Origin of the sequence: Mesorhizobium sp. M0088 (genome assembly GCF_040322895.1) — a bacterium.
GTDB lineage: Bacteria > Pseudomonadota > Alphaproteobacteria > Rhizobiales > Rhizobiaceae > Mesorhizobium.
Genome location: NZ_JAMYUI010000007.1, coordinates 169,391 through 194,906, shown reverse-complemented (window position 1 = coordinate 194,906; position 25,516 = coordinate 169,391). Strand labels below are relative to the sequence as shown.

The following is a 25,516-nucleotide window of genomic DNA, read 5'->3' as shown; positions in this document are numbered from 1 at the left end:
GAAAACAGAGTTATTCGACAATTTACTTGTCGGCGGCGATGCGCACCTTGATCATCCGGTCGGGATCGGTGACCGTGCCGTTGTCCGCCTGGTCGCCCTTCTTGATTTGGTCCACCAGTTCCATGCCGCTGACGACATTGCCGACGATCGTGTACTGGCCATCGAGGGGCGGTGCCGGAGCGAACATGATGAAGAACTGCGAATTGGCCGAATTTGGGTCCTGCGAGCGGGCCATGCCGACCACGCCGCGCTTATAATGTTCGGTCTGTGAGAATTCGGCCGGCAGGTCGGGCAGGTCGGAACCGCCGGTGCCGGCGGCCTCTGCGCTGAAACCCTTTTTCATATTGCCGAACTTGACGTCGCCGGTCTGCGCCATGAAGCCGTCGATGACGCGATGGAAGGCGACGTTGTCATAGGCGCCTTGGCGCACCAGCTTCTTGATCTGCTCGACATGCTTTGGCGCAAGATCGGGCCTCAGCGCAATGGTGACGTCGCCGTCCTTCAGCGTGATGATCATTGTGTTTTCCGGGTCGGCGGCGAAAGCCGAGACCGACACAGCCACAAGACCGGCGAGCACGACAAGGAACGAGGCTAGCTTTTTCAGCTGCATGGTTTTCTCCGAAAACTTACTTCTTGAACTTGGCTGTGAGCGCACCGGCAACCGCCGCCGGCACGAAGGGGCGAATGTCGCCGCCCATCGAGGCAATCTGGCGAACAAGTGTGGCGGTAATGGTGCGTACCGAAGGACTGGCGGGCAGAAAAACCGTCTGCAGTTGAGGCGCCATGGTCTCGTTCATGCCGGCCATCTGCATCTCATAGTCGAGGTCGGTGCCGTCGCGCAGGCCGCGGATCATGATCGAGGCGCCCTGCTTCCTGGCGGCGTCGATGACCAGCCCGTCGAAGGCGACGACCTTGATGCGGGCACCGTCGCTGCCGAATTCCGTCTTCGTCGCCGTCTCGATCAGCTTCACCCGCTCCTCGAAGGAAAACAGCGGTTGCTTGCCCGGATGGATGCCGATCGCCGCATAAACGATATCCGCCACGGCCAGCGAGGCCTTCAGCACATCGAGATGGCCGTTGGTCAGCGGGTCGAAGGAGCCGGCATAGAGGGCAATGCGTTCAGTCATGGCAGGTGCTTCTAATGCATGATCCCAAAAAGTGGAAACCGGTTTTTGGAAAAGATCATGCTCAAATGAAAGCTAGAGCCCGTTCCGTCTTCCGTCCATCAAGATGGAACAGGCTCTAGCGAGCCTCTCTCGCAAAGGCAAATCCGATCGGCGCGCCGGCCGTGAACCTTTTCCGGCACATGAACGACAGATGAACACGCTGATCACGAAGCCTTCACGCAGCGTTCACTAGGTTGCACCTTAATAAGATGAAACCAAAATCCCATCTATCCGTTGTTAGGCGCAGGAGAACACGCACATGCTGATCTACATGCTCGCCACCGCAATGACCGTCGCCATGCTGATCGCCACCGTATTTGGGCTGCATCAGGAGGCGCAACGCATCCGCGTCAAGGCAAACACCAAGCGCTTCGAAGGCTTCGGCCCGCGCAAGCCATATCGCCACTACTGATAAAGCCTGAACTTGCTGCCGCGCCGGCCAACTGGCCGGCGTTGCTACGTCAAAACCCGGGTGCCGGACTTAGTCCGCAACCTCCGGACCGGCGTCAGGCGCCGGAGCGGCATCAGCACCGCCCTCGACGGTCTCTTCGCTTTCTTCGTCCGCTTGCGGTTCCGATATCCGTTCGACCGAAACCACCTTCTCACCTTCAGCCGTGTTGAAGATGGTCACGCCCTTGGTGGCGCGGCTGGCGAAACGGATGCCGTTGACCGGAACCCGGATTACGGTGCCGCCGTCCGACACCAGCATGATCTGGTCGTCATTGCCGACTGGGAACGTCGCCACCAGCCTGCCAATCTCGGCTGCCTTCGACACGTCGGTGGCGCGGATGCCTTTGCCGCCGCGTCCAGTCAGGCGGAAATCATAGGACGACGAACGCTTGCCGTAGCCGAATTCGGTCACCGTCAGCACGTACTGTTCGTGCGCCTTGAGCTCTTCGTATCGGCTGTCGGAAAGCTCCGTCTCCTCGCCGATGTCCTCATTGGTCAGCGCGATCTCTTCCTCTTCCCCGGCCGTTTCCGTGGCCAGACGCCGCTCCGCCGCCGCGCGCTTCAGGTAAGCGGCGCGTTCCGCCGGCGAAGCATCGACATGCTCTATCACCGACATCGAGATGATGCGATCGGTCTCGGCCATGGTTATGCCGCGCACACCGACCGAATTGCGGCTCTGGAAGACGCGCACGTCGCCGACGGAGAAGCGTATGCACTGGCCGGAGCTGGCGGTCAGCAGCACGTCGTCCTTGTCGGTGCAGGTCTCGACACCGAGGATCTCGTCGCCTTCTTCCTCCAACTTCATGGCGATCTTGCCGTTGCGGTTGACCTGGACGAAGTCGGATAGATCGTTGCGGCGCACGGTGCCGCGCGTGGTGGCGAACATCACGTAGAGTTCGCCCCAGCTGGCCTCGTCCTCGGGCAGCGGCATGATGGTGGTGATGCGCTCGCCCTGCTCCAGCGGCAGCATGTTGATCAGCGCCTTGCCGCGTGACTGCGGATTGCCGATCGGCAGCCGCCAGACCTTTTCCTTGTAGACGATGCCGCGCGAGGAGAAGAACAGCACCGGCGTATGGGTGTTGGCCACGAACAGCCGGGTGACGAAATCCTCTTCCTTGGTCGACATGCCGGAGCGGCCCTTGCCGCCGCGACGCTGCGCCCGGTAGAGCGACAGCGGCACGCGCTTGATGTAGCCGGAATGGCTCACCGTCACGACCATGTCCTCGCGCTGGATCAGATCCTCGTCTTCCATGTCCGAACCGCCGTCGGTGAGTTCGGTGCGGCGCGGCGTGCCGAACTCGTCGCGCACGGCGGCAAGCTCGTCCTTGACGATCTGCTGGACGCGCGCGCGGGACGACAAAATGTCCAGGTAATCGATGATTTCGGCGCCGATCGTGTTCAACTCGTCGGCGATCTCGTCGCGACCGAGCGCGGTCAGGCGCTGCAGGCGCAGCTCGAGGATGGCGCGCGCCTGTTCCTCGGACAGATTGTAGGTGCCGTCCTCGTTGATGCGGTGACGCGGGTCATCGATCAGGAGGATCAGAGATTCCACGTCGCCAGAGGGCCAGCGCCGCTCCATCAACTGCTCACGCGCCGTCTGCGGATCCGGCGCGGTGCGGATCAGCTTGATGATCTCGTCGATGTTGGCGACGGCGATGGCGAGACCGACCAGCACATGGGCGCGGTCGCGCGCCTTGCGCAGCAGGAATTTCGTCCGCCTTGTGATCACTTCCTCGCGGAAGGCGACGAACGCCTTCAGCATATCGGTCAGGTTCATCACTTCCGGCTTGCCGCCGTTCAGTGCCACCATATTGGCGCCGAAGGAGGTCTGCAGCGGCGTGAAGCGGTAGAGCTGGTTGAGGATGACGTCGGCAACGGCGTCGCGCTTCAACTCGATGACGACGCGGTAGCCCTGGCGGTCGCTCTCGTCGCGGATATCGGAAATGCCCTCGATGCGCTTGTCGCGCACCAGTTCAGCCATCTTCTCGATCATCGACGACTTGTTCACCTGGTAGGGAACCTCGGTGATGATGATCGACTCGCGGTCGTTGCCGCGCTGTTCGATGTTGACCTTGCCGCGCATGACGATGGAGCCACGGCCGGTCGAATAGGCGTTGTAGATGCCCGAACGGCCAAGCACGATGCCCCCGGTGGGGAAATCCGGTCCCGGAATGATCTCCATCAACGCCGGCAGGTCGATCGCCGGATTGTCGATGAGGGCGATGGCGCCGTTGCAGATTTCGCTGAGATTATGCGGTGGAATGTTGGTCGCCATGCCGACGGCGATGCCGCCCGAGCCGTTGACCAAAAGGTTGGGAAACCGTGCCGGCAGAACCTTCGGTTCGCTGCCCGACGCGTCGTAAGTGTCCTGGAAATCGACGGTATCCTTGTCGATATCCTCCAAAAGCTCGTGCGCGACCTTGGTCAGCCGCGCTTCCGTGTAGCGCATCGCCGCAGGCGGATCGCCGTCGATGGAGCCGAAATTGCCCTGCCCGTCGATCAACGGAACGCGCAGCGACCAGTCCTGTGCCATGCGCACCAAGGCGTCATAGATGGAGGCGTCGCCATGCGGATGGTATTTACCCATCACGTCGGCGACCGGACGCGCCGACTTCACATATTTGCGGTTCCAGTGGTAGCCGCTCTCATGGGCGGCGAAGAGAATGCGGCGATGCACCGGCTTCAGGCCGTCGCGCACGTCCGGCAGCGCACGGCTGACGATCACGCTCATAGCGTAATCGAGATAGGAGCGCTGCATCTCCTCGACGATGGATATCGGCTCGATGCCGGTGGGGCCGCCGTCGGCGCCGCGCGGTGTCTTCTGGTCGGTCAAATCGGATCACAATCTAATCAGGAATCACTTGGTGCTTATATAGGAAGCAAGCCCGAAACTCCAACATGTCAGGCACTTTTCCAGTGTCATTTTTGGTGGTAATTTCAAATGGATACCGCTGATTGCGACGATATGGCCAAAGCGGTTTTCGCCGCACTGAGGCAAAAGCCCGCGTGAGCGCCTTTGCGAGCACTGGGCCGATTCACGAGACGGAAACAGCCAGTGTGTCACGGCGGGTGCGATACTGCCCCGGCGTCTCCCCCATGATCCGCCGAAACCGACGATTGAAGGTCGACAGATCGTTGAAACCGGCCTCGAAGGCGATCGCCGAGACCGCATCGTTGGACATGCGTAGCCGCACCGCCGCCCTATGCAATCGCGTCCTGAGCAGGAATTGGTAGGGCGTCATGCCCGCCACCTGCCGGAAGATGCGCAGGAAGTGATACGGACTGGTTGCCGTCTCATCGGCAAGTGCTGAAAGCGAGACCGGCCTATCGGCGTCCAGTTCGATCCGCCGCACTGCCTCGGCCACCCGTTTCTGATCGCGGCGGCTGGGCGCGCGCCCGACATGCGTAGCGCCAGAGGCTGTAGCCACGGCAGCACCGGCCAAGCGCAGGGAAAGTTCCTCGAAGGCGTCGATGTAGGCCATCTCGCGCGCGGTCTCCGCTTCGGCCAGGAGCGGCGCCAGTACCGGCAAAGGCGGCAGGCGCGCCGCCTCGAAAGCCAGCTTCCTGGCGCCCGGAACGCCAGCTGCGATCCGTTCCATGTAAGCCGGCTCGAAATGGAACGAGAGGCAACGGTCGCCGCTGCCATGCTCGTGCCCGCATTCGTAACATGTGCCGGGATTGCCGAGCAGGAGCGCGCCGGGCGCCAGCATCGCCGTGCCTTGCTGGGCGCGGTAGCGAAACGTGCCGCTGGTGACCGCAGCGACGCAGAAATCCTGATGCGCTTCCTCGAACGGCCGGTCGCCGGCGCCGGCCGTGCAAATGACGTCCGTCACGTGCCAACCGGCTCCGAATGCGAGACTATGCGTGGTCGTCGTCATACTCGAAATATAGCAATTTTTCCCAAGCCCAGAACCCCGTCACCGCCTAGTCCTAACGGTCTCCTGACAAGAAGAGACCGCAGCCATGTTCGATCAATCCTCGTTTGCCGAAGCCCTGCATAGCCCCGGACCGATCGAAGGGCTTGCCGAAAAACTGAGCCTTTACGGCCGCTTCGTCGGCTCCTGGACTTTCGACGCCTCGCGCCACCTCGAGGACGGTACGGTACTGACAGGGCATGGCGAGGTGCATTTCGGCTGGGTGCTGGAAGGCCGGGCGATCCAGGACGTCTGGATCCTGCCCGCGCGGGACGCTGGGCCCCAGCCTTCGCTCGGCAAATGGACCTTTTATGGCACGACGCTGCGCGTCTATGATCCCGGCGCGGATGCCTGGCACATCTTCTGGAGCGACCCGCGCAACCAGTATTTCAGCCGCCAGCTCGGCCGCGCCGAGGGTGACACGATCGTGCAAGTGGGCGCCGACGGCACCGGCAGTTCAGTACGCTGGAGCTTTTCACGCATCACCGAAAACTCCTTCCGATGGCTGGGCGAACGCTCGCAAGACAATGGCGCGACATGGCGGCTGGAGGTCGAATTCCTGGCGCGGCGAGCGGTTTGATCTCCGAGGATTGCAGCAGCCCAGAATAAAAGCGTCGCGATCCTTCGCGCTGCCCTCTGTCCCGCATCAACCACTTTCTCACGAACGGTTCCCACCGAACGAGCTTTGCTCTACCAATATTCTGTCCGGGCACGGCCCGGCGGGAGGGTCAGAGATGCCGAGTTTCGACAGCCTGTTCAATGCTTTCGTCACCATTCTCGTGACCATCGACCCGCCCGGGCTGGCGCCGCTGTTCCTCGCCGTGACGCGCGGCATGAACCGCGAGGAGCGCCAGCAGGTCTCGGTCCGGGCCTCGATCATCGGTTTCCTGGTGATGGCGTTGTTTGCGGTTGCCGGGGCCTCGATCCTGTCGGTTTTCGGCATAACGTTGCCGGCCTTCCGCGTCGCCGGCGGTTTCCTGCTGTTCTTCATCGCCTTCGAGATGGTGTTCGAGCGCCGGCAGGACCGCAAGGAAAAGATCGGCGACGTCGCCATCACCAAGGACATGATCCACAACATCGCCGCCTTCCCGCTGGCGATCCCGCTGATCGCCGGCCCAGGCGCCATTTCGGCGACGGTGCTGCTTTCCGGCTCGTTTCAAGGCTTTGCCGCGCAGGCGGCGCTGGTCGGCATCATCTTCGTCTGCCTCGCCATTACCTATCTGGTGTTCGTGCTGTCGGAACGCATAGATCGCATCCTCGGCCAGACCGGCCGCTCGATCCTGACCCGTCTGCTTGGCGTCATCCTGGCGGCACTGGCCGTGCAATTCGTCGCCGACGGCATCAAAGCGCTGATAGCAGGCTGACGCGGCGAAAATCCCGAAGCCGGTTCTATTTCGCCGTCGTGTCGATGACCTCGAAATCGTGGGTAATCGTGGCGGTCTTGGCCAGCATTGCGGAGGCCGAGCAATATTTTTCGATCGAAAGGTCGATTGCCCGTTTGACCTTGTCGGGCGAGAGTGCCCGGCCCTTGACGACGAAATGCATATGGATGCGTGTAAAAACCCTGGGCTCGGTTTCGGCCCGGTCGGCATCAAGCTCGACGACGCAGTCCTCGACCGCCTCGCGGCCCTTTTCGAGGATATGCACGACATCATAGGCCGAACAGCCGCCGGTGCCGATCAGCACCAGCTCCATCGGGCTTGGACCCGGAGTCCTGCCTTCCGGTCCGGGCGCGGTTCCGAGCACGACCTTGTGGCCGCTGCCGGATTCACCGACGAAGGTGCGTTCCTCGACCCATTTTACGCGTGCTTTCATCGAACTCGTCCTTCGCCATATTTCGTTGACCGCCAAGTCAGCGTTCAATTCGACAATGCAAAACCCCGAAAGTCCATGAGGGACTCTCGGGGCGCAATGTTTGACTTAAGCCAAAAATAACATCTGCTGTTGCGATCAGAACGGAATCTCGTCGTCCAGTTCGCGCGACGAGCCGCCGCCACCGCCCTTGGGAGCGCCACCACCGCGATTAAAGCCTTCGCTCGGGCTGGACTGGCCGAAATCGGAACCACGGCTGCTGCCGCCACCGGTATAGCCGCCGACCTGACCGCCTTCGCCCTGTCCGCGCGCGTCGAGCATCTGCAGCTCGCCACGGAATTTCTGCAGCACGACTTCCGTCGTGTACTTGTCGGCGCCGGTCTGGTCCTGCCATTTGCGTGTCTGCAACTGGCCCTCGACATAGACCTTCATGCCCTTCTTCAAATACTGCTCCGCCACCTTGGCGATGCCCTCATTGAAGATGACGACGTTGTGCCACTCGGTTTTTTCCTTGCGTTCGCCGGAATTCTTGTCGCGCCAGCTTTCCGATGTGGCGATGCGGATGTTGACGACCGGCTCACCCGAATTCAGGCGACGGATTTCGGGATCCGCGCCGAGATTGCCGACCAGAATGACCTTGTTGACGCTACCCGCCATGATATTTCTCCGCGCTCATCCGAAACAAATTTTTGTCGCAGCACCTTACAGGCTGCAGGCGATCGCCGCTTGCCATGGCTGCCTTTACCCACAAGGTTTTTGTTCCCTTTTCGTTCTTATCCGCATCGCTGCTTATTGTCAAGGAATGGCAGCAATGCCGAAGCCGATCATATGGGTTTGAAAAGACCGCTTGCCAAACCAATAAGTATGCACTTATGCTTTTGGCATGATCGAAGCAGAGATTTTTCGCGCACTGGCCGACCCGACGCGCCGCGCCGTCTTTGAGCGGCTGGCCGCCGGCGAGATGAGCGTGTCGGAATTGCGCACCGGTATGACGGTGTCGCAGCCCGCGGTGTCGCAGCATCTGGCGGTGCTGCGTGGCGCAGGCCTGGTGGTCGAGCGGCGAGCCGGCCGCAACGCCTATTACCGCGCCGATCCGCAGGGGCTTGTCCCCCTGCTCTCCTGGATCGAGCGCTACCGGACCTTCTGGCCGGAACGCATCGAAAGGCTGAAGGCGGTTTTGAAGGACATGGATCAATGAAGAAGGCGGGATTAGCGGCCAACGACGGCCAAGGCGACGCCGCGGATGCGCTTGAGTTCGAGTACGAGCTTGCCGAGCCGCCGGAAAAGGTCTGGCGGGCCCTGACCATACCGGAATTGCTGGCCGCCTGGATGATGCCGAACGACATCAGCCCCGAGATCGGCAACCGTTTTGCCTTCGCCGGACCGGACACGCCGATCGAATGCGAAATCCTCGACGCCGAACCCGAACGGCTGTTGCGCTACTCCTGGCGGGAGCGCTCGCAGCCAGGCGGCGCCGCGCGGCAGGGGCCGCTCGACAGCACCGTCACCTTCACACTTGCCCGAACCGTATCCGGCGGCACGCATCTACGTATCGTCCATGACGGCTTTGCCCGCAAGACCATGCCTGCCGTCGCCATGGCAGGCGCCGGCTGCCGGGTTTCGCTCGGTGCGAACAGGTCATCTAAGCCAATCGCCGCAAACACGCCTCGCCTCCTGCTTCGCGCGGCCTGAAAACAAAACGGACGGAGAGAGACAATGAGCGGTGTTGCCAGTCTGGTGCCGATGGTCATCGAGCAATCGAGCCGCGGCGAACGTGCCTTCGACATCTTTTCGCGGCTGCTGCGCGAGCGCATCATCTTCATCAACGGCGAGATCAACGACGACATCTCGGCGCTGGTCTGCGCGCAGCTTTTGTCGCTGGAATCGGACAATCCCGACAAGGAGATCTCGCTCTACATCAACTCGCCGGGCGGCGTGGTGACCAGCGGCTTCGCCATCTACGATACGATGCAATATATCAGCTGCCCGGTGTCCACCGTATGCATGGGCTTTGCCGCCTCGATGGGCTCGTTCCTGCTGATGGCAGGCACACCGGGGCGCCGGATTTCCCTGCCGAATGCCACTATCCTGCTGCATCAGCCGCTGGGTGGGTTCCAGGGCCAGGCATCCGACATCCAGCGCCATGCCGAGCGCATCGGCCGGACGAAACGGCACATGGCCGAACTTTACGCGCAGCATTGCGGCCGCAGCTATGAAGAGGTGGAACGCACGCTCGACCGCGACCACTTCATGACCGCCCGCGAGGCCCAGTCCTGGGGCATCGTCGACCATGTTTTCGACACGCGAAAGAAAGCGGCGTAAGCCAGGGCCGGATCGGAGATCCGTCCGGCAGGTAGTCGAAGATTTGACGATGCCGGTCTGGTTCCATCGGCGGCGCGCCACTATAGTCCTGGGATGACCGACACTCATCAGTCCAGATCATTGCACCGCGTCATCGCCGTTGCAGCGCTCGCCATTGCGGGTCTCATCAGCGGCGCGGCACTTGCCGACGACAGTTCGTCGTCGACGCAAAAAAGCGCCCTTCCCGGCGTAACCGGCGACTACCGCATCGCCAAGCCGGCTCCCGAGCCGGACGATGCGCTGCCAGCCGGCGAGAACGGTACATTCAAGATCGGCGATACCGATGTCAGGATTTCCGGCAGCATCACTGTCGATGTCGGCGCCGGCTCGATCGGGCCGCCGCGCCACTGACAGCGCGTGTCGCGCTGCGCCTGTCGCCCACAAGACAATCCGCACATGAAAACGGCCCCGCCGTGCTTTGCGCAAACGGACGGGGCCTTTTTGGATCTCAAATCCAATTTTACCGGGAGTGTACTGCCGGCGTTTGATTTCGGATGCACCGCGGCATTCAGCCGACGATCCGACTAGCAGTCTCTGATTTTTACGAGAGATGGCAGGTCACGGTTTGCCGGCTGGCGAAAACGCTGAACCCTGGCACTTATGCCTGCCTCGGCTCCAGTGACAACTGGAACCCTGGGGGACGATCCGGTGGCGTCATAGCTCCGCTCCTCTGTCCGTTGCGATTGTTGTCAATTCGAAGCACAAATCGCAAATGCCTGCGGCGTCTCGCAGGCCGCCTTTGGGCGGCGAGGCCATCGAAAGACGGCCGTCTTCGTTGACTGCTGGAGACTGCTCCCGTCAGCTGGTGGCGTCAACCATCAATAGCCGGTTACCGAAAAATGTGATCGCCGGGAGGTTACGTGCAAGTCAGTTTTTGCACAGCTTTGTCAGGAGCGTGTTCGGCCTTTGTTCTTTCCGCTTGCCCGTTCACGCGAAAGACGCTTAAACGCTCTCGTCGGGAATTGTGGCGTATCTCGACGTGGCGGCAAAACTACCTACATAGGGGATGGCCGGGAAAACCCGCCATTCCAGGAAATTCCAGATTCTGAGGCGGCGACCGGCTATGGCCGACCATAAATATCTTTCCATTCGCGGGGCGCGCGAACACAATCTGAAGAATGTCGATCTCGACTTGCCGCGTGACAGCCTGATTGTCATGACCGGCCTGTCGGGGTCCGGCAAGTCATCGCTGGCCTTCGACACGATCTATGCCGAGGGCCAGCGCCGCTACGTCGAAAGCCTGTCGGCCTACGCGCGGCAATTCCTTGAGATGATGCAGAAGCCTGACGTCGACCAGATCGACGGCCTGTCGCCCGCCATTTCCATCGAGCAGAAGACCACCTCGAAGAACCCGCGTTCAACGGTCGGCACCGTCACCGAGATCTACGACTACATGCGGCTCCTGTTCGCCCGCGTCGGCATCCCCTATTCGCCGGCCACCGGCCTGCCGATTGAGAGCCAGACGGTTTCGCAGATGGTCGACCGCGTGCTGGCGATCGAGGAAGGCACGCGCCTGTTCATCCTGGCGCCGATGGTGCGCGGCCGCAAAGGCGAGTACCGCAAGGAATTACTGGAACTGCAGAAGAAGGGCTTTCAACGCGTCAAGGTCGACGGCGTCTTCTATGAGATCGCCGACGTGCCGGCGCTGGACAAGAAGTACAAGCATGACCTCGACGTCGTCGTCGACCGCATCGTCGTGCGCGGCGATCTGGCGACGCGGCTTGCCGATTCCATCGAAACGGCGCTGAAGCTGGCCGATGGGCTGGCGGTCGCCGAATTCGCCGACAAGCCGCTCGATTCCAGCCAGACCGGCGAGGATTCGGTCAACAAGTCGAAGAACGAGACGCATGAGCGCATCCTGTTCTCGGAAAAGTTCGCTTGCCCGGTCTCCGGCTTCACCATTCCGGAAATCGAACCGCGCCTGTTCTCGTTCAACAACCCGTTCGGCGCCTGCCCGACCTGTGACGGTCTCGGCAGCCAGCGCGCCATCGATGGCAATCTGATCGTGCCGGACGAGAACATCTCGCTGCGCGACGGCGCCGTCAGCCCGTGGGCGAAATCGACTTCCCCCTATTACGCGCAAACGCTGGAAGCGCTGGGCAAGGCCTATGGCTTCAAGCTTGGCGACAAGTTCAAGGATTTGTCCGAAGAGGCCAAGGAAGCTATCCTGCACGGCACGGGTGAGCGCGAAATCACCTTCCAGTATGATGACGGCCTGCGCTCCTACAAGACCACCAAGACCTTTGAAGGCGTCATTCCCAATCTCGAGCGGCGCTGGAAAGAGACCGAATCCGCCTGGATGCGTGAAGAGATCGAGCGCTTCATGTCGGCCACGCCCTGCCCGGCCTGCAAGGGGTATCGGCTGAAGCCGGAGTCGCTGGCGGTGAAGATCGCAGGCAGACATATCGGCGAAGTCACCGAGCTTTCCATCCGCAAGGCCGACCAGTGGTTCACCGACCTGCCCGCGTCGCTCAACGACAAGCAGAACGAGATCGCGGTGCGGGTGCTCAAGGAGATCCGCGAGCGGCTGCGCTTCCTCAACGATGTCGGGCTCGACTACCTGACGCTGTCGCGCAATTCCGGCACGCTGTCAGGCGGCGAGAGCCAGCGCATCCGGCTGGCATCGCAGATCGGCTCCGGTCTCACGGGCGTGCTCTATGTGCTGGACGAGCCGTCGATCGGCCTGCATCAGCGCGACAATGCCCGCCTGCTCGATACGCTGAAGCACCTGCGCGATATCGGCAACACGGTGATCGTCGTCGAGCATGACGAGGACGCCATCCTGCATGCCGACTATGTCGTCGACATGGGTCCGGCCGCCGGCATCCATGGCGGCGAGATCATCGCCCAGGGCACCCCGCAGCAGGTCATGGCCAATCCCAATTCGATCACCGGCAAATATCTGTCCGGCGCGCTCGAAGTGGCGACGCCCGGCGTGCGGCGTGAAGCGAAGAAGAACCGCCGCCTGAAGATCGTCGGCGCGCGCGGCAACAATCTGAAGAACGTCACCGCCGAAATACCGCTCGGCACCTTCACTGCCGTCACCGGCGTGTCGGGCGGCGGCAAATCGACCTTCCTGATCGAAACGCTGTTCAAGGCTGCTTCGCGCCGCATCATGGGCTCGCGCGAGCACCCGGCCGACCACGACCGCATCGAGGGCCTCGAATTCCTCGACAAGGTCATCGACATCGACCAGTCGCCCATTGGCAGGACTCCGCGTTCGAACCCCGCCACCTATACCGGCGCCTTCACGCCAATCCGCGACTGGTTCGCTGGCCTGCCCGAAGCCAAGGCGCGCGGCTATCAGCCGGGACGTTTTTCGTTCAACGTCAAGGGCGGCCGCTGCGAGGCCTGCCAGGGCGACGGCGTCATCAAGATCGAGATGCACTTCCTGCCCGACGTCTACGTCACTTGCGACGTCTGCCACGGCAAGCGCTATAACAGAGAGACGCTCGACGTGGTGTTCAAGGGCAAGTCGATCGCCGACGTGCTCGACATGACGGTCGAGGAAGGCGTCGACTTCTTCGCCGCCGTGCCTGGCGTGCGCGACAAGCTCGAAACGCTGAAGCAGGTCGGCCTCGGCTACATCCATATCGGCCAGCAGGCGACGACACTGTCCGGCGGCGAGGCGCAGCGCATCAAGCTCGCCAAGGAACTGTCGCGCAAGGCGACCGGCAAGACGCTCTATATCCTCGACGAGCCGACCACCGGCCTGCATTTCCACGACGTCGCCAAGCTGTTGGAAGTACTGCATGAACTGGTCGACCAGGGTAACACGGTGGTGGTCATCGAGCACAATCTCGAAGTGATCAAGACCGCCGACTGGGTGCTCGACCTCGGCCCCGAAGGCGGCGACGGCGGCGGCGAACTGGTTGCCTCCGGCACGCCGGAAGCCATCGTGCGCGAAAAGCGCAGCTACACCGGCCAGTTCCTCAAGGAACTGCTGGAGCGGCGCCCCGGAGGCAAGCGCGAAGCGGCGGAGTGATCGGACCGGTTGGCGCTTGGAGAGCTTTTGAATGAAAATCAGAAGAGCGCTTGCCGGTGATCTCCAAACCGTCGTCTCGCTGACGCAAGCGGCCTATGCGCCTTACACTGCACTATTAGGCGCACCGCCGATCCCAGTCACCGAGGACTATGCGCCGCGCATTGAGGGCGGCGAGGTGTGGGGGTTGGAAAGTGGCGGCGGACTTGCCGGACTGATCACGCTGGAACGGCATGACGACCACGCGATGATTTTCTCCGTCGCGGTGTCGCCCGCCTTCCAGGGCAAAGGCTTCGGCATTGCGTTGCTCAAACACGCGGACGAACAGACACGCCTGTGGGGCCTGCCCGAGGTCCGGCTTTACACCAACGCCAGGATGGAACGGAACATCGCGCTCTATCTGGCCTATGGTTTCCACGAAACGGGTCGCCGGCCCAATCCCTACCGGCCGGGATGGGTGCTGGTCGACATGGCGAAATCGGTCCACGAGAGCACAGCGGCCTGATTTCTGAACTTGGGAGGATGACAATGAGCACATCGGGAACAATCCGCGCCGGCATGGGCGGCTGGACCTTCGAGCCCTGGGATACGTCCTTCTATCCCGACAAGCTCTCCAAGGCCAAGCAGCTGAACTACGCCACTCGCCAGGTGCCGAGCATCGAGGTCAACGGCACTTACTATTCCAGCTTCAAGGAACCGACCTTCGTCAAATGGGCCAACGAGGCGCCGGACGGTTTCGTGTACTCGCTAAAGGGCAACCGCTTCGTCACCAACCGGCGCGTGCTGAGCGAGGCCGGCGAATCGATGACGCGCTTCCTCGGCTCGGGCGTTGCCGCACTCGGGGAAAAGCTCGGGCCGATCCTGTGGCAGTTCGCGCCGACCAAGAAATTCGATCCGGACGATTTCGAAGCCTTTTTGAAACTGCTGCCGGAAAAGCAGGACGGCGTTGCGCTGCGCCACGCGGTAGAGGTCCGCAACGACAGTTTTGTCGTGCCGGAATTCGCAGCACTTGCCCGAAAATACAAGGCCGCGATCGTCTACGCCGACCATGCCAAATATCCCGATATCGCCGACGTCACCGCCGATTTCGTCTACGCCCGGCTGCAGACCGGCAGTGACGACAATCCCGATTGCTACACGCCGAAAGGTCTCGATGAATGGGCCGCGCGGGTAAATATCTGGGCGCAAGGCAAGCAGCCGGCTGACCTGCGGCGCGCCGACCCCGCCACCGATGCGCCGGTCAAGCCGCGCGACGTGTTCGTCTACTTCATCACGGAGGGCAAGGTGCGAGCGCCGTTCGGCGCCATGGCACTGATGAAGCGGGTGGACCAGGATCTGTCGGTGCCCTGACGCTGCGGAATCATGGCATCTTCGCCATCGTCGTAACCTTATCGATACCTCCTTGCTGCATGAATCCAGCTGAACCAGTCGCAAATCTGGGCCGCCGCGGGCAAGGACGAGGGGCATGTCGCTCGACTACACTTCACTTCTGCTGGCTGTCGGTTTTTCCGCTGCCTGCCTGAGCCTGACCTTGTTTGGCATGTGGCTGACCGCTCGCTCGGAAAAGTTCCTGCTGACATGGGCGGTCAGCCTGGTGTTCGTGGTCGGCGATATTTTTTTCTATGACGCCTATATCGATATGCCCGGGCGCCTGCTGGGCATCGCCACGCTGGCTTTCCTCCTGTTCGGTTTCTCGACAATGCTGGGCGCGGCCTACCAGTTCAGAACCGGCGGCTCGCCAGTGCCGCGAACGGCGTTTGGCAGCGCCATTTCGCTGGCCGTGACATTGCCTCCCATGGCTCTAGGCTATGACGGGCTGGGCTTCATGTTCGAAAATGCCTTCGCCGCCTTGCTTCTGTTCGCAACGGCGGTCGAATACTGGAAAGGCCGCAACGAAGCCCCTGCCCTGACAACCGGTATCACCGCGCTCTATTCGGCCACGGCCGCATCCTTTGCTCTCTGCGCCATGGTTTTGGCCTGGGAGGGAAAGCTGGTCCTTGGACATGCGCCAAGCAACTGGGCCGAGGAACTGAGCCTCATCATCGTTATCGCCAGCATGACCGGCATCGGAGCGCTTTCCCTGGCCCTGAACCAAGGGCGTCTGGCCCGGCATCACCGCCACAATGCCCTGACCGACCCGCTGACCGGCCTGCTCAACCGCCGCGCCCTATTCGACCTGCACGGCGATGCGCCGGTCGGTGCCTTCACGGCGGTGGTCGTCTTCGACCTCGACAACTTCAAGGCCATCAACGACGAATTCGGCCACGCCGCCGGCGATGAGGTGCTGAAGGTATTTGCACGGGAACTCGCCAGCAATCTTCGCCCGGGTGATGTCGCCGCGCGCATGGGCGGCGAGGAATTCGCGCTGGTGCTGAAGCGGACCTTGCCCGAAACGGTGGAGGCCACCGCCGAGGCCATCCGGGCAGCTTTCGCCGCGCACCACATCGAAACCGAGACAGGCTCGCTGATATGCACGGTCAGTGCCGGATTTGCTTTCGGCACCAAGGAAGGCCTCGGCTTCGACAAGGTGCTCAATGCCGCCGACAAAGCGCTCTACGACGCCAAGCGCGCCGGCCGCAACCGCGTCACCGCTTCTCCGTTCAAGCGCGCAGGCTGATCGCGTGTGTCAACACCGGCCTCTGATCGTGGCGAGACGAATGCGGCTCCTAGGCCGCCATGACAATCTCATTGAAGGTATCGAGATCGACATAGAAGACCTTGGTGATCTCCTCGATCAGATCGTCGTAATCGCAGCCCTGTGATCTCAAGATGTTGATGGCAGCGATGATATCGACACGTTCGATAAGCCGCCGCTTCTGGTAATCCTCGACGTAACGTTCCATGGCTGTCCCTTAGCCTGTGTGCCCAAACGCGTTTGAACGACAGAGATCGCAGGAGGGAAGCTAGGCAGCCTTGCTTGCGTGAAACTTGCCCGGCATTGGCCGTGCTCCTCGATCTGCGATAAACCAGACTGGTACGGAAGCGGCCGACTCACAAAAGCCTAGGAAAAGACTAGCACGCAGCTGCCGATGCACCAGAGACGCTGGTGCAGGGCCGGAGAAATACTGGACTTGCCAAGGACTTCGGATCGTCAACTGAAGTGCGTTGGCGATTCTAGACCGTCAGGAACTTCCTGACATCAGCACGGTCCAGATCTTCCGCCGGACCGGTATGGACGATCACGCCACGGTCCATGATGTTGACCTCGTCGGCCAACTCGCGGCAGAAATCGAGATATTGTTCGACCAGAAGCACGGCGATGCCGGCCTGGTCACGCAGGTAGCGGATGGCGCGGCCGATGTCCTTGATGATCGAAGGCTGTATGCCCTCGGTCGGCTCGTCGAGCACCAGCAGTTTCGGCCGCATCACCAGCGCCCGTCCGATGGCGAGCTGCTGCTGCTGGCCCCCGGAAAGATCACCGCCGCGGCGGCCGAGCATCTGCTTCAGCACCGGGAACAATTCGAAGACATGCGCCGGAATGTTGCGGTCGGCCCGTTTCAGCGGCGCAAAGCCTGATTCCAGGTTCTCCCGCACGGTGAGCAGCGGAAAGACCTCCCTGCCCTGCGGTACGAATGCGATGCCCGACCGGGCGCGGTCATACGCCGCGCTCCGGTCGAGCGCCTTCCCCTCGAAGGCAACGCTTCCGCTCGTCAGCCGGTGATGGCCGACGATCGATCTCATCAAACTGGTCTTGCCGACGCCGTTGCGGCCGAGCACGCAGGTGATCTTGCCTGCGCCCGCCTTCAGCGACACGCCGCGCAGTGCCTGGGCGGCGCCGTAGTGCAGCGTGGCATTGGAAACTACGAGCATGTCAGCGCCTTTTCCAGAACCGCAGAAACGACAGATCGAAGTGATGGAACTGCACCCGCCAGACCATGCTCATCTCCCCAGATAGACTTCGACGACACGCTCGTCGGCCGACACGAAATCGAGTGTGCCTTCCGATAGCACCGAGCCCTCATGCAGGCAGGTGACCTTGACGCCGAGCTCGCGCACGAAATGCATGTCATGCTCGACGACGATGACCGAATGGTCGCGGGCAATATCCTTGAGCAGCCGCGCGGTCTCCTCGGTCTCGGCATCGGTCATGCCGGCGACCGGTTCGTCGACCAGAAGCAGTTTCGGGTCCTGCGCCAGGAGCATGCCGATCTCGAGCCACTGCTTTTGTCCATGGCTCAGATTGGCCGCCAGTTCGTCACGCTTGTCACCAAGCCGGATGATGCCGAGAATGTCATCGATCTGCCGCGTCTCGGCGGTCGAGCGGCGATGGAACAGCGCCGGGAAGATCGAGCGCGGTCCCTTCAGCGCCAACATCAGGTTTTCCTCGATCGTGTGGCTTTCGAACACGGTCGGCTTCTGAAACTTGCGGCCGATGCCCATCATGGCGATTTCGGCCTCGTCATGCTTGGTCAGATCGACCTGGCCGTCGAAGAACACATCGCCTTCGTCGGGCCGCGTCTTGCCGGTGACAATGTCCATCATCGTCGTCTTGCCGGCGCCGTTGGGGCCGATGATGGCGCGCATCTCGCCCTTGTCGAGCACCAGCGACAAATTGTTGATGGCGCGAAAACCATCGAAGGAGACCGAGACGCCGTCGAGATAAAGGATCGTGTTCGACTTTGACATGGTCGCTCACTCCGCCGGCTGCGGTTCGGGGTTGCTGGCTGACCAGTCGCCGGGCTTTCTCGCCTCGCTGCGAACGATTTTAGCCGGCGGCGGAACGTCGGGGTCGCTGCCGGCTTCCTCGGCAATCGAAGCTGCTCGCAACGCCTTGGCGTTGCCGCGCCAACTGTCCCACATGCCGATGATGCCTTTGGGCAGCAAAAGCGTGACGGCGACGAACAGCCCGCCCAGTGCAAACAGCCAGAACTCCGGCAGCACGCCGGTGAACCAGGATTTGCCGGCGTTGACCAGCAGCGCACCGATGATCGGTCCGACGATGGTGCCGCGCCCGCCGACAGCCGCCCAGACGACGACTTCAATCGAATTGGCCGGCTCGAACTCGCCCGGATTGATGATGCCGACCTGCGGCACGTAGAGCGCGCCGGCTATGCCGGCCATGACAGCCGAGACGGTGAAGGCGAACAGTTTCACGTTCTCGGCCCGCCAGCCGAGAAAGCGCGTGCGGCTCTCGGCATCGCGCACCGCCATCAGGAGCTTGCCGTATTTGGAGCCGACGATTGCCCAGGTGACGAACACGGCAAGCGCGAGCATCACGGCGCTGGCCGCGAACAGCGCCGAACGCGTCGCGTCGGCCTGCACGTTGAAGCCGAGAATATCCTTGAAATCGGTCAGGCCGTTGTTGCCGCCGAACCCCATGTCGTTGCGAAAAAAGGCAAGCAGCAGCGCGTAGGTCATCGCCTGGGTGATGATCGAGAGATAAACGCCGGTGACGCGGCTGCGGAAGGCGAACCAGCCAAAGACGAAAGCGAGCAGGCCGGGCACCGCGAGCACCATGAGGCCGGCGAACCAGAAATGGTCGAAACCGTACCAGAACCAGGGCAATTCCTTGTAGTTCAGGAACACCATGAAGTCGGGCAAGATGGGATTGCCGTAAACGCCGCGTGAGCCGATCTGGCGCATCAGATACATGCCCATCGCATAGCCGCCGAGCGCGAAGAAGGCGCCGTGACCGAGCGAGAGGATGCCGCAATAGCCCCAGACCAGGTCAAGCGCCAAGGCGAGCAGCGCATAGCAGAGATATTTGCCTGTCAGCGCGACGATGTAGGAAGGGACGTAGAAGGCGCTGGTGGGAGACACCGCAAGGTTGAGCAGCGGCACGATGACGGCCACTGCCAGCAGGATGAAGATCGTGATGGCGATGCGGCGGTCCGCGCCGGCGGCAAAGAAGCGTCCCGTGATCATGCTTCCACCGCCCTGCCCTTGAGCGCGAACAGGCCGCGCGGGCGCTTCTGGATGAACAGGATGATCAGCACCAGCACGACGATCTTGCCGAGCACCGCGCCCGCATAGGGCTCGAGGAACTTGTTGACGATGCCGAGCGAGAAGGCGCCGACCAGCGTGCCCCACAGATTGCCGACGCCGCCGAAGACGACGACCATGAAGCTGTCGATGATGTAGCCGCGACCGAGATTGGGCGAGACGTTGTCGATCTGGCTGAGCGCGACACCGGCAATGCCTGCAATGCCGGAGCCGAGCGCGAAGGTCAGCGCGTCTACCCATGGCGTCCTGATGCCCATAGAGGCGGCCATGCGCCGGTTGGCGGTGACGGCGCGCATCTGCAGGCCCCAGGGCGTGCGCTTCATCACGTAGAGCAGGATGCCGAAGACAGCGAGCGCGAAAACCAGGATCCACAGCCGGTTCCAGGTGATCGCCAACTGTCCGAGATTGAACGAGCCCGACATCCAGGATGGGTTGCCGACCTCCTGGTTGGTCGGCCCGAAGATCGAGCGCACGGCCTGCTGCAGGATCAGCGAGACGCCCCATGTCGCCAGCAGCGTTTCAAGCGGCCGGCCATAGAGGAAACGGATGACGCCGCGCTCGATGATCAGGCCAACAAGGGCCGCGACGAGGAAGGCCAGCGGCAGCGCAATGACCAGCGACCAGTCGAACAGGCCGGGAAAGGAGGTGCGGATCACCTGCTGGACGACGAAGGTCGTGTAGGCGCCGAGCATGACCATCTCGCCATGCGCCATGTTGATGACACCCATGACGCCGAAGGTAATGGCAAGGCCGATTGCCGCCAGCAGCAGCACCGAGCCCAGCGAGATGCCGTACCAGATGTTCTGCCCGGCATCCCAGAAGGCCAGCGTCGAATTGATGTTGGCGATTGCGGTCGTCGCCGCTTGCTTGACCGCGTCGGTGGAATTCGCCTCGACCGAGGTGAGCAGGGAAACCGCATCGCGGTCGCCACGCGCGCCGATCAGGGCAATTGCAGCGAGCTTGTCGGCTTCGGGCCGGTCGGAGACCAGAACGGAGGCGGCACGAGCCTGTTCGAGCAGCGCCTTGACGCTGGCCACGGTCTCACTGGCGATTGCCGTGTCGAGCGGTCCGATGTTTGCGGCGTCGGGAGTCTTGAACATGGTGTCGGCGGCGGCAACACGCACGGCCGGGTCCTTGGCGCCGAGCGTCAGTGTGCCCAACGCATCGCGTATGACGCGACGCAGCGTGTTGTTGACCTTGATCTTGGTGATGCCGTCCTTGGCCGCTTCGCCCGACGCCTCGCCGCTCAACGGGTCGGAAAGCTGGACGCTTTCGCCCGCTTCCTTGCCGACAAACACCAGGGAATCAGCCTTGCGGACATACAGGTTGCCGTCGGCAAGTGCCGCAAGCGGCCGCTCTACAGCTGGATCGCCGGCGGCCGCCAGTTCGTGGACGACGGCTCCGATCTCCGAAAAGCCCTTGGCGGTCGCGAATTTGGCGATGATGCCGCGCAGATCGGCTTCGGCAGCGCCCGATGACGACAGCGTCGCCAGCAGGAACAGCAGCGTCAAGCCTGCGCGGATAAAGGTCATCGGCTTCCGTTACCCTTTTCGAAGGTTTTAAATGGGCGTCCGGACGACGGAGGAAGCCGTCCGGACGCGCGGTCTGACTAAGTCAGCCCTGGGAGTATCAGTTCGTTCCCTTGCCGCCGCACTTGCCGGTGGCAACATTGAAGTTGCCGCAGGACAGAGGCGCGCGCCAATCGGAGATCAGGTCCTTGGAATCAGGCAAATAGTCGGACCATTCGTCGCCCATCACCAGACCCAGCGTGCGCGACACAGTTTCGAACTGGCCGTCGGCCTGGATTTCACCGATCAGCACCGGCTTGGTGATGTGGTGGTTCGGCATCATCGTCGAATAGCCGCCGGTCAGGTTCGGCACCGAGACGCCGATCATGGCGTCGATGACCTTGTCCGGATCGGTGGTGCCGGCCTTCTCGACCGCCTTCACCCACATGTTGAAGCCGATATAATGGGCTTCCATCGGGTCGTTGGTCGTCCGCTTGTCGTTCTTGATGAACTTGTGCCAGTCGGCGATGAACTTCTTGTTCTCGGGCGTGTCGACGCTCTCGAAATAGTTCCAGGCGGCGAGATGGCCGACCAGCGGCGCGGTGTCGAGACCGGCTAGCTCTTCCTCGCCGACCGAGAAGGCCATGACCGGGATGTCCTCGGCCTTGATGCCCTGGTTGCCGAGTTCCTTGTAGAACGGCACGTTGGCGTCGCCGTTGACGGTCGAGACGACGGCGGTCTTCTTGCCGGCCGAACCGAACTTCTTGATCGCCGAAACTTCGGTCTGCCAGTCGGAGAAGCCGAACGGCGTGTAATTGACCATGATGTCTTCAGCCGCCACGCCCTTGGCCTTCAGATAGGCCTCGAGGATTTTGTTGGTGGTGCGCGGATAGACGTAGTCGGTGCCTTCCAGCACCCAGCGCTTCACCGAACCACCATCCTCGCTCATCAGATAGTCGACAGCCGGGATGGCCTGCTGGTTCGGCGCCGCACCGGTGTAGAACACGTTGCGCTCGCTTTCCTCGCCCTCATACTGGACGGGGTAGAACAGGATATTGTCGAGTTCCGAGAACACCGGCAGCACCGATTTGCGCGACACCGAGGTCCAGCAGCCGAACACCGCCGCGACCTTGTCCTTGGAGATCAGTTCGCGCGCTTTTTCGGCAAACAGCGGCCAGTTGGAAGCCGGATCGACGACGACCGCCTCGAGCTTCTTGCCGAGCAGACCACCCTTGGCGTTCTGCTCGTCGATGAGCATCAGCATGGCGTCCTTCAGCGTCGTCTCCGAAATCGCCATGGTCCCCGACAGCGAATGGAGAATGCCGACCTTGATCGTGTCGTCGGCGGCCTTGACCGGAGCGGACGTCAACAGGCCGGCGGCGACCACACCAGCCGAAAACATTTTTGTTATTGTCGAGAAATTACCCCTCATATTACAGACTCCCAAGCTAGTTGATTGCACCGCAACACTACAAAGCAACCCCCATGCCAACCGCTCTGGCAATCCCGAAAGGGCACAAATAAATTATAGATATCAGCACCTTGGAATATAGGGCTTACAAAACAAAGAGAGGTGGCCAGAAATCGATTGAGGGAATTTTGCGCAGCTTGCGCAGCCTCTGCCTATTTTTCGATCATTTACCAAATCTGCCTAGATTTTGAACTCACCCGTGCCTCAGGCGACCGATGTTGCGGCGCGGTGCAAAAATAGGGCAAGCTCGCTCTTCAAGCGAGCGACGTCATGGTTTCAGGTATTTCACGTATTTTCATCGGCATACTGCTTCTGGCTGCAGCAACCGTGGCCACGCGAGCCGATTTCAGCGACGGCAAGATGCCTGACGGCGCCTATCATTGCGAAGTGTACCTGCTTGGCATGTTCCTCAGCCTCGGCGACATCACCATCAAGGGGAACGTCTACAGCGGCCCCGTCTACGCCAGCCTCGGCGTCTTCGGCACCGCGCGGCAGGGCTACAACTACCAAATGGACGCAAACGGCGTGATCTCGTGGCTGGGGCCGCTGGGCGGATATACCGCCGGCGGCAATTCACTGTCGCTGACCCAGGCGACGCTGGACGGCGAAACCGTGCCCTCCTTCGACATCATCATGAAGCAGCCCGACGGCGCCTTCACCGCCTCGACCTGCACCAAGCAGTGAGGCGGCAAGAAAAAGGCGCGGAACCTTGCGGGTCCGCGCCAGCAGTCCGTCGGGAGGATGTGACTAGATCGTCTTGGCCGACATCTGCGCCGCGATGTAGTCGGCCTGGCGGATCGCGAGCGACACGATCGTCAGGGTCGGGTTTTCGGCGGCACCGGTGGTGAACTGGCTGCCATCGGACACGAACAGGTTCTTGATGTCGTGCGCCTGGCCGTGCTTGTTGACGACGCCGTCTTCCGCTTTCTCGCTCATCCGGTTGGTGCCGAGATTGTGGGTCGACGGATAGGGTGGCGTCGGGAAGGTGCGGGTGGCGCCGACCGCATCATAGAGTGCCGTAGCCTGCTTGTAGGCGTGGTTACGCATCGCCGTGTCGTTCGGATGGTCGTCGAAATGCACGTCGGCGATCGGCATGCCGTGCGCGTCCTTCTCGTCGGCATGCAGCGCGATGCGGTTCTCCGCGCGCGGCATGTCCTCACCGACGATCCAAAGGCCGGCCATGTGGTCGTAGTGATCGAGTGCTGTGGTGAACGAGCGCCCCCATGCGCCCGGATCAAGAAACGCTGCCATGAACGGCAGGCCGAGCGACAGCGTCTCGAACTCGTAGCCACCAACGAAACCGCGCGATGGATCATGCCGCGCCTCGTCGCGGATGATGCCGGCCATGGTCGTGCCGCGATACATGTGCACCGGTCTGTCGAAGATGGCATAGACCGAGCCGGTGGTGTGACGCATGTAGTTCTTGCCGACCTGACCCGACGAGTTGGCAAGCCCATCGGGGAATTTCCCCGACGCCGAATTGAGCAGCAGCCGCGGGCTCTCGATCGAATTGCCGGCAACCGCGACGATGCGCGCCTTCTGCTCCTGCAGCTTGCCGTCCTTGTCGGCGTAGACAACGCCGGTCACCTTTCCGCTGGCGTCATGGTTGATCTTGATCGCCATGGCATTCGGCCTGACTTCGAGATGGCCTGTCGCCTCTCCCTTGGGTATCTCGGTGTAGAGCGTCGACCATTTGGCGCCCCATTTACAGCCCTGGAAGCAGAAGCCGGTTTGCTGGCAGGACATGCGGTCGTCGCGATCGACCGAGTTGATCGCCATGTTGCCGGTGTGGCATTCCTTGTAGCCGAGCTTGTCGGCGCCGGCCTTCAACACCTTGAAATTGTTGTTGCCCGGCAGCCGCGGCCAGTCATTGGTGCCGGTGACGCCCATCTTGGCTTCAGCCTTGGCATAGTAGGGCTCCATCTCGGCCAGCGTGATCGGCCAATCGAGCAGGTTGGCGCCTTCCAGTTTGCCGTAGGTCGACAGCCCCTTGAACTCATGCTCCTGGAAGCGCAGCGAAGCTCCCGCCCAATGCGTGGTCGAACCGCCGACCGACTTGACGATCCAGGCCGGCAGGTTGGGAAAGTCCTTGGCCACACGCCAGTCGCCCGACGTGGTGCGCTTGTCCGTCCAGGCGAGCTGGCTGAACGAACCCCACTCGTCATTGATGAAGTCTTCGTATTCGTGGCGCGCGCCGGCTTCCAGGATGACGACGTCGACACCCTTCTGGGCGAGTTCGTTGCCGAGCGTGCCGCCGCCGGCGCCCGAGCCGATGATGACGACCACGCCATCGTTGTTCAGATCAAATGAAGCTGCCATGGTTTCCTCCCATGATTTCTGTTTGCGGGTTCAAGAACGACGGGGCTCAGAGCCACTCGATGTCGTCGAAACCGCGCGCGATGTAGCCGCCCTTGGAATAGGACTCGCCCTCGTAACCGAAGATCGGCCACACCTCTTTCTGGTTGTAGAGGCTGACCACGAGGCCACCCCGAATGGCCTGGAAGAACGGCGTCGCCTCGATTTGCTTCAGCACGGCGACGCGCTGGTCCTCCCAGCCAAGGCCGCGGTAGCCGCCGTCACCGGACTTCTTGTCGAGGTCGGCGATGCCATCTTCGAGCATAGTCTTGTAGGCGGCGTCCTTGCCGGCCTGTTCGTCGTGGCCTTTCACGGCAATGGCGTAATATTTGTCCGGAACCTGATCGTGCGGATAGATGTCACGCGCCATCTGGATCAGCGTCGCCATGGTTTCGGGCTTGAGTGCCGATGTCTCCAGTCCCCAGGCATGCTCGGGGCTGATGACGGCGCTGCCTGAGATGACGAGCAGCGCGCCGATGCCGCCGCGTTTGAGAAGCTCGCGACGGGACAGCCCGGGCTTCGCGTCATAGATCGTGACCATTTTATTCCTCCCT

At 61.9% G+C, this 25,516-nt stretch carries 26 protein-coding genes; 12 read left to right on the top strand and 14 right to left on the bottom strand.

Annotation, left to right across the window (positions count from 1 at the left end; genetic code table 11):
* Positions 1 to 22: 22 nt before the first annotated feature.
* Positions 23 to 610 (bottom strand): peptidylprolyl isomerase, encoded by a 588-nt coding sequence (locus tag NKJ67_RS10980; RefSeq protein ID WP_127269468.1) that lies wholly within the window; start codon positions 608 to 610, stop codon positions 23 to 25.
* Positions 611 to 626: 16 nt separating this feature from the next.
* Positions 627 to 1,127, bottom strand: a complete 501-nt coding sequence (gene coaD, locus NKJ67_RS10975) for a pantetheine-phosphate adenylyltransferase (protein ID WP_127272529.1) — start codon at positions 1,125 to 1,127, stop codon at positions 627 to 629.
* 298 nt (positions 1,128 to 1,425) lie between these two features.
* Here coaD and NKJ67_RS10970 point away from each other — a divergent pair, with 298 nt between their 5' ends.
* A complete protein-coding gene (locus NKJ67_RS10970) occupies positions 1,426 to 1,578 on the top strand; it encodes a hypothetical protein (protein ID WP_081714296.1) in 153 nt (50 codons plus the stop codon).
* Positions 1,579 to 1,647: 69 nt separating this feature from the next.
* Here NKJ67_RS10970 and gyrA read toward each other — a convergent pair whose 3' ends face one another.
* Positions 1,648 to 4,449 (bottom strand): DNA gyrase subunit A, encoded by a 2,802-nt coding sequence (gene gyrA, locus NKJ67_RS10965; protein WP_352581334.1) that lies wholly within the window; start codon positions 4,447 to 4,449, stop codon positions 1,648 to 1,650.
* Positions 4,450 to 4,651: 202 nt separating this feature from the next.
* Entirely contained in the window at positions 4,652 to 5,494 is an 843-nt protein-coding gene (locus NKJ67_RS10960) for a helix-turn-helix transcriptional regulator (protein WP_352581333.1), read from the bottom strand.
* Positions 5,495 to 5,579: 85 nt separating this feature from the next.
* On the opposite strand from NKJ67_RS10960, the gene NKJ67_RS10955 reads away from it, so the two are divergent.
* Both NKJ67_RS10955 and NKJ67_RS10950 read left to right on the top strand, forming a co-directional pair.
* A complete protein-coding gene (locus NKJ67_RS10955; protein WP_352581332.1) occupies positions 5,580 to 6,110 on the top strand; it encodes a hypothetical protein in 531 nt (176 codons plus the stop codon).
* 154 nt (positions 6,111 to 6,264) lie between these two features.
* Positions 6,265 to 6,894: a MarC family protein gene (locus NKJ67_RS10950; protein WP_013531832.1), complete on the top strand. Its 630-nt coding sequence runs from the start codon at positions 6,265 to 6,267 to the stop codon at positions 6,892 to 6,894.
* Positions 6,895 to 6,919: 25 nt separating this feature from the next.
* On the opposite strand, the gene NKJ67_RS10945 is transcribed toward NKJ67_RS10950, so the two are convergent.
* Both NKJ67_RS10945 and NKJ67_RS10940 read right to left on the bottom strand, forming a co-directional pair.
* The gene (locus tag NKJ67_RS10945) at positions 6,920 to 7,345 is read right to left on the bottom strand and encodes an OsmC family protein (RefSeq protein WP_127263087.1); all 426 of its coding nucleotides are present in this window, start codon (positions 7,343 to 7,345) and stop codon (positions 6,920 to 6,922) included.
* A gap of 135 nt (positions 7,346 to 7,480) precedes the next feature.
* On the bottom strand, positions 7,481 to 7,999 hold the full coding sequence (locus NKJ67_RS10940) for a single-stranded DNA-binding protein (protein WP_352581331.1): 519 nt from the start codon (positions 7,997 to 7,999) through the stop codon (positions 7,481 to 7,483).
* Between the two features lie 226 nt (positions 8,000 to 8,225).
* Here NKJ67_RS10940 and NKJ67_RS10935 point away from each other — a divergent pair, with 226 nt between their 5' ends.
* From NKJ67_RS10935 to NKJ67_RS10900, 8 genes are all read left to right on the top strand, one after another.
* Positions 8,226 to 8,540 carry an ArsR/SmtB family transcription factor gene (locus NKJ67_RS10935; RefSeq protein ID WP_027036723.1) on the top strand — a complete coding sequence of 105 codons (315 nt, stop codon included), beginning with the start codon at positions 8,226 to 8,228 and terminating at the stop codon, positions 8,538 to 8,540.
* Positions 8,537 to 9,034 carry an SRPBCC family protein gene (locus NKJ67_RS10930; protein WP_352581329.1) on the top strand — a complete coding sequence of 166 codons (498 nt, stop codon included), beginning with the start codon at positions 8,537 to 8,539 and terminating at the stop codon, positions 9,032 to 9,034. Before NKJ67_RS10935 ends, NKJ67_RS10930 begins: the two co-directional genes overlap by 4 nt.
* A 24-nt stretch (positions 9,035 to 9,058) precedes the next feature.
* Positions 9,059 to 9,664, top strand: coding sequence for an ATP-dependent Clp protease proteolytic subunit (locus NKJ67_RS10925; protein ID WP_127270740.1), 606 nt, complete (start codon positions 9,059 to 9,061; stop codon positions 9,662 to 9,664).
* A gap of 93 nt (positions 9,665 to 9,757) precedes the next feature.
* Positions 9,758 to 10,054: a hypothetical protein gene (locus NKJ67_RS10920; RefSeq protein WP_127409087.1), complete on the top strand. Its 297-nt coding sequence runs from the start codon at positions 9,758 to 9,760 to the stop codon at positions 10,052 to 10,054.
* A gap of 712 nt (positions 10,055 to 10,766) precedes the next feature.
* Positions 10,767 to 13,688 carry an excinuclease ABC subunit UvrA gene (uvrA, locus tag NKJ67_RS10915; RefSeq protein WP_352581327.1) on the top strand — a complete coding sequence of 974 codons (2,922 nt, stop codon included), beginning with the start codon at positions 10,767 to 10,769 and terminating at the stop codon, positions 13,686 to 13,688.
* 31 nt (positions 13,689 to 13,719) lie between these two features.
* The gene (locus NKJ67_RS10910; RefSeq protein WP_352581326.1) at positions 13,720 to 14,190 is read left to right on the top strand and encodes a GNAT family N-acetyltransferase; all 471 of its coding nucleotides are present in this window, start codon (positions 13,720 to 13,722) and stop codon (positions 14,188 to 14,190) included.
* 23 nt (positions 14,191 to 14,213) lie between these two features.
* On the top strand, positions 14,214 to 15,035 hold the full coding sequence (locus tag NKJ67_RS10905) for a DUF72 domain-containing protein (protein ID WP_352581325.1): 822 nt from the start codon (positions 14,214 to 14,216) through the stop codon (positions 15,033 to 15,035).
* Positions 15,036 to 15,150: 115 nt separating this feature from the next.
* Positions 15,151 to 16,302, top strand: coding sequence for a GGDEF domain-containing protein (locus NKJ67_RS10900; RefSeq protein ID WP_352581324.1), 1,152 nt, complete (start codon positions 15,151 to 15,153; stop codon positions 16,300 to 16,302).
* A 49-nt stretch (positions 16,303 to 16,351) separates the two neighbouring features.
* Here NKJ67_RS10900 and NKJ67_RS10895 read toward each other — a convergent pair whose 3' ends face one another.
* The 6 genes from NKJ67_RS10895 to urtA form a co-directional block, all read right to left on the bottom strand.
* Positions 16,352 to 16,528 (bottom strand): hypothetical protein, encoded by a 177-nt coding sequence (locus NKJ67_RS10895; RefSeq protein WP_081738697.1) that lies wholly within the window; start codon positions 16,526 to 16,528, stop codon positions 16,352 to 16,354.
* A gap of 271 nt (positions 16,529 to 16,799) precedes the next feature.
* Positions 16,800 to 17,495, bottom strand: coding sequence for an urea ABC transporter ATP-binding subunit UrtE (gene urtE / locus NKJ67_RS10890; protein ID WP_352581323.1), 696 nt, complete (start codon positions 17,493 to 17,495; stop codon positions 16,800 to 16,802).
* 69 nt (positions 17,496 to 17,564) lie between these two features.
* Positions 17,565 to 18,311: an urea ABC transporter ATP-binding protein UrtD gene (urtD, locus tag NKJ67_RS10885; RefSeq protein WP_127271299.1), complete on the bottom strand. Its 747-nt coding sequence runs from the start codon at positions 18,309 to 18,311 to the stop codon at positions 17,565 to 17,567.
* Positions 18,312 to 18,317: 6 nt separating this feature from the next.
* Positions 18,318 to 19,550: an urea ABC transporter permease subunit UrtC gene (gene urtC / locus NKJ67_RS10880; protein WP_352581322.1), complete on the bottom strand. Its 1,233-nt coding sequence runs from the start codon at positions 19,548 to 19,550 to the stop codon at positions 18,318 to 18,320.
* Positions 19,547 to 21,160 carry an urea ABC transporter permease subunit UrtB gene (urtB, locus tag NKJ67_RS10875; protein WP_352581321.1) on the bottom strand — a complete coding sequence of 538 codons (1,614 nt, stop codon included), beginning with the start codon at positions 21,158 to 21,160 and terminating at the stop codon, positions 19,547 to 19,549. The genes urtC and urtB overlap by 4 nt, the downstream gene beginning before the upstream one ends.
* Before the next feature lie 97 nt (positions 21,161 to 21,257).
* Positions 21,258 to 22,568 carry an urea ABC transporter substrate-binding protein gene (gene urtA / locus NKJ67_RS10870; protein ID WP_352581320.1) on the bottom strand — a complete coding sequence of 437 codons (1,311 nt, stop codon included), beginning with the start codon at positions 22,566 to 22,568 and terminating at the stop codon, positions 21,258 to 21,260.
* A gap of 309 nt (positions 22,569 to 22,877) precedes the next feature.
* Here urtA and NKJ67_RS10865 point away from each other — a divergent pair, with 309 nt between their 5' ends.
* Positions 22,878 to 23,291, top strand: a complete 414-nt coding sequence (locus NKJ67_RS10865; RefSeq protein ID WP_352581319.1) for a hypothetical protein — start codon at positions 22,878 to 22,880, stop codon at positions 23,289 to 23,291.
* A 63-nt stretch (positions 23,292 to 23,354) separates the two neighbouring features.
* Here the strand turns inward: NKJ67_RS10865 and NKJ67_RS10860 are convergent, their stop codons facing one another.
* Together NKJ67_RS10860 and NKJ67_RS10855 are read right to left on the bottom strand one after the other, a co-directional pair.
* Positions 23,355 to 24,926: a GMC family oxidoreductase gene (locus tag NKJ67_RS10860; RefSeq protein ID WP_127268966.1), complete on the bottom strand. Its 1,572-nt coding sequence runs from the start codon at positions 24,924 to 24,926 to the stop codon at positions 23,355 to 23,357.
* Positions 24,927 to 24,972: 46 nt separating this feature from the next.
* Positions 24,973 to 25,503, bottom strand: coding sequence for a gluconate 2-dehydrogenase subunit 3 family protein (locus NKJ67_RS10855; RefSeq protein ID WP_127268967.1), 531 nt, complete (start codon positions 25,501 to 25,503; stop codon positions 24,973 to 24,975).
* Positions 25,504 to 25,516: the final 13 nt, after the last annotated feature.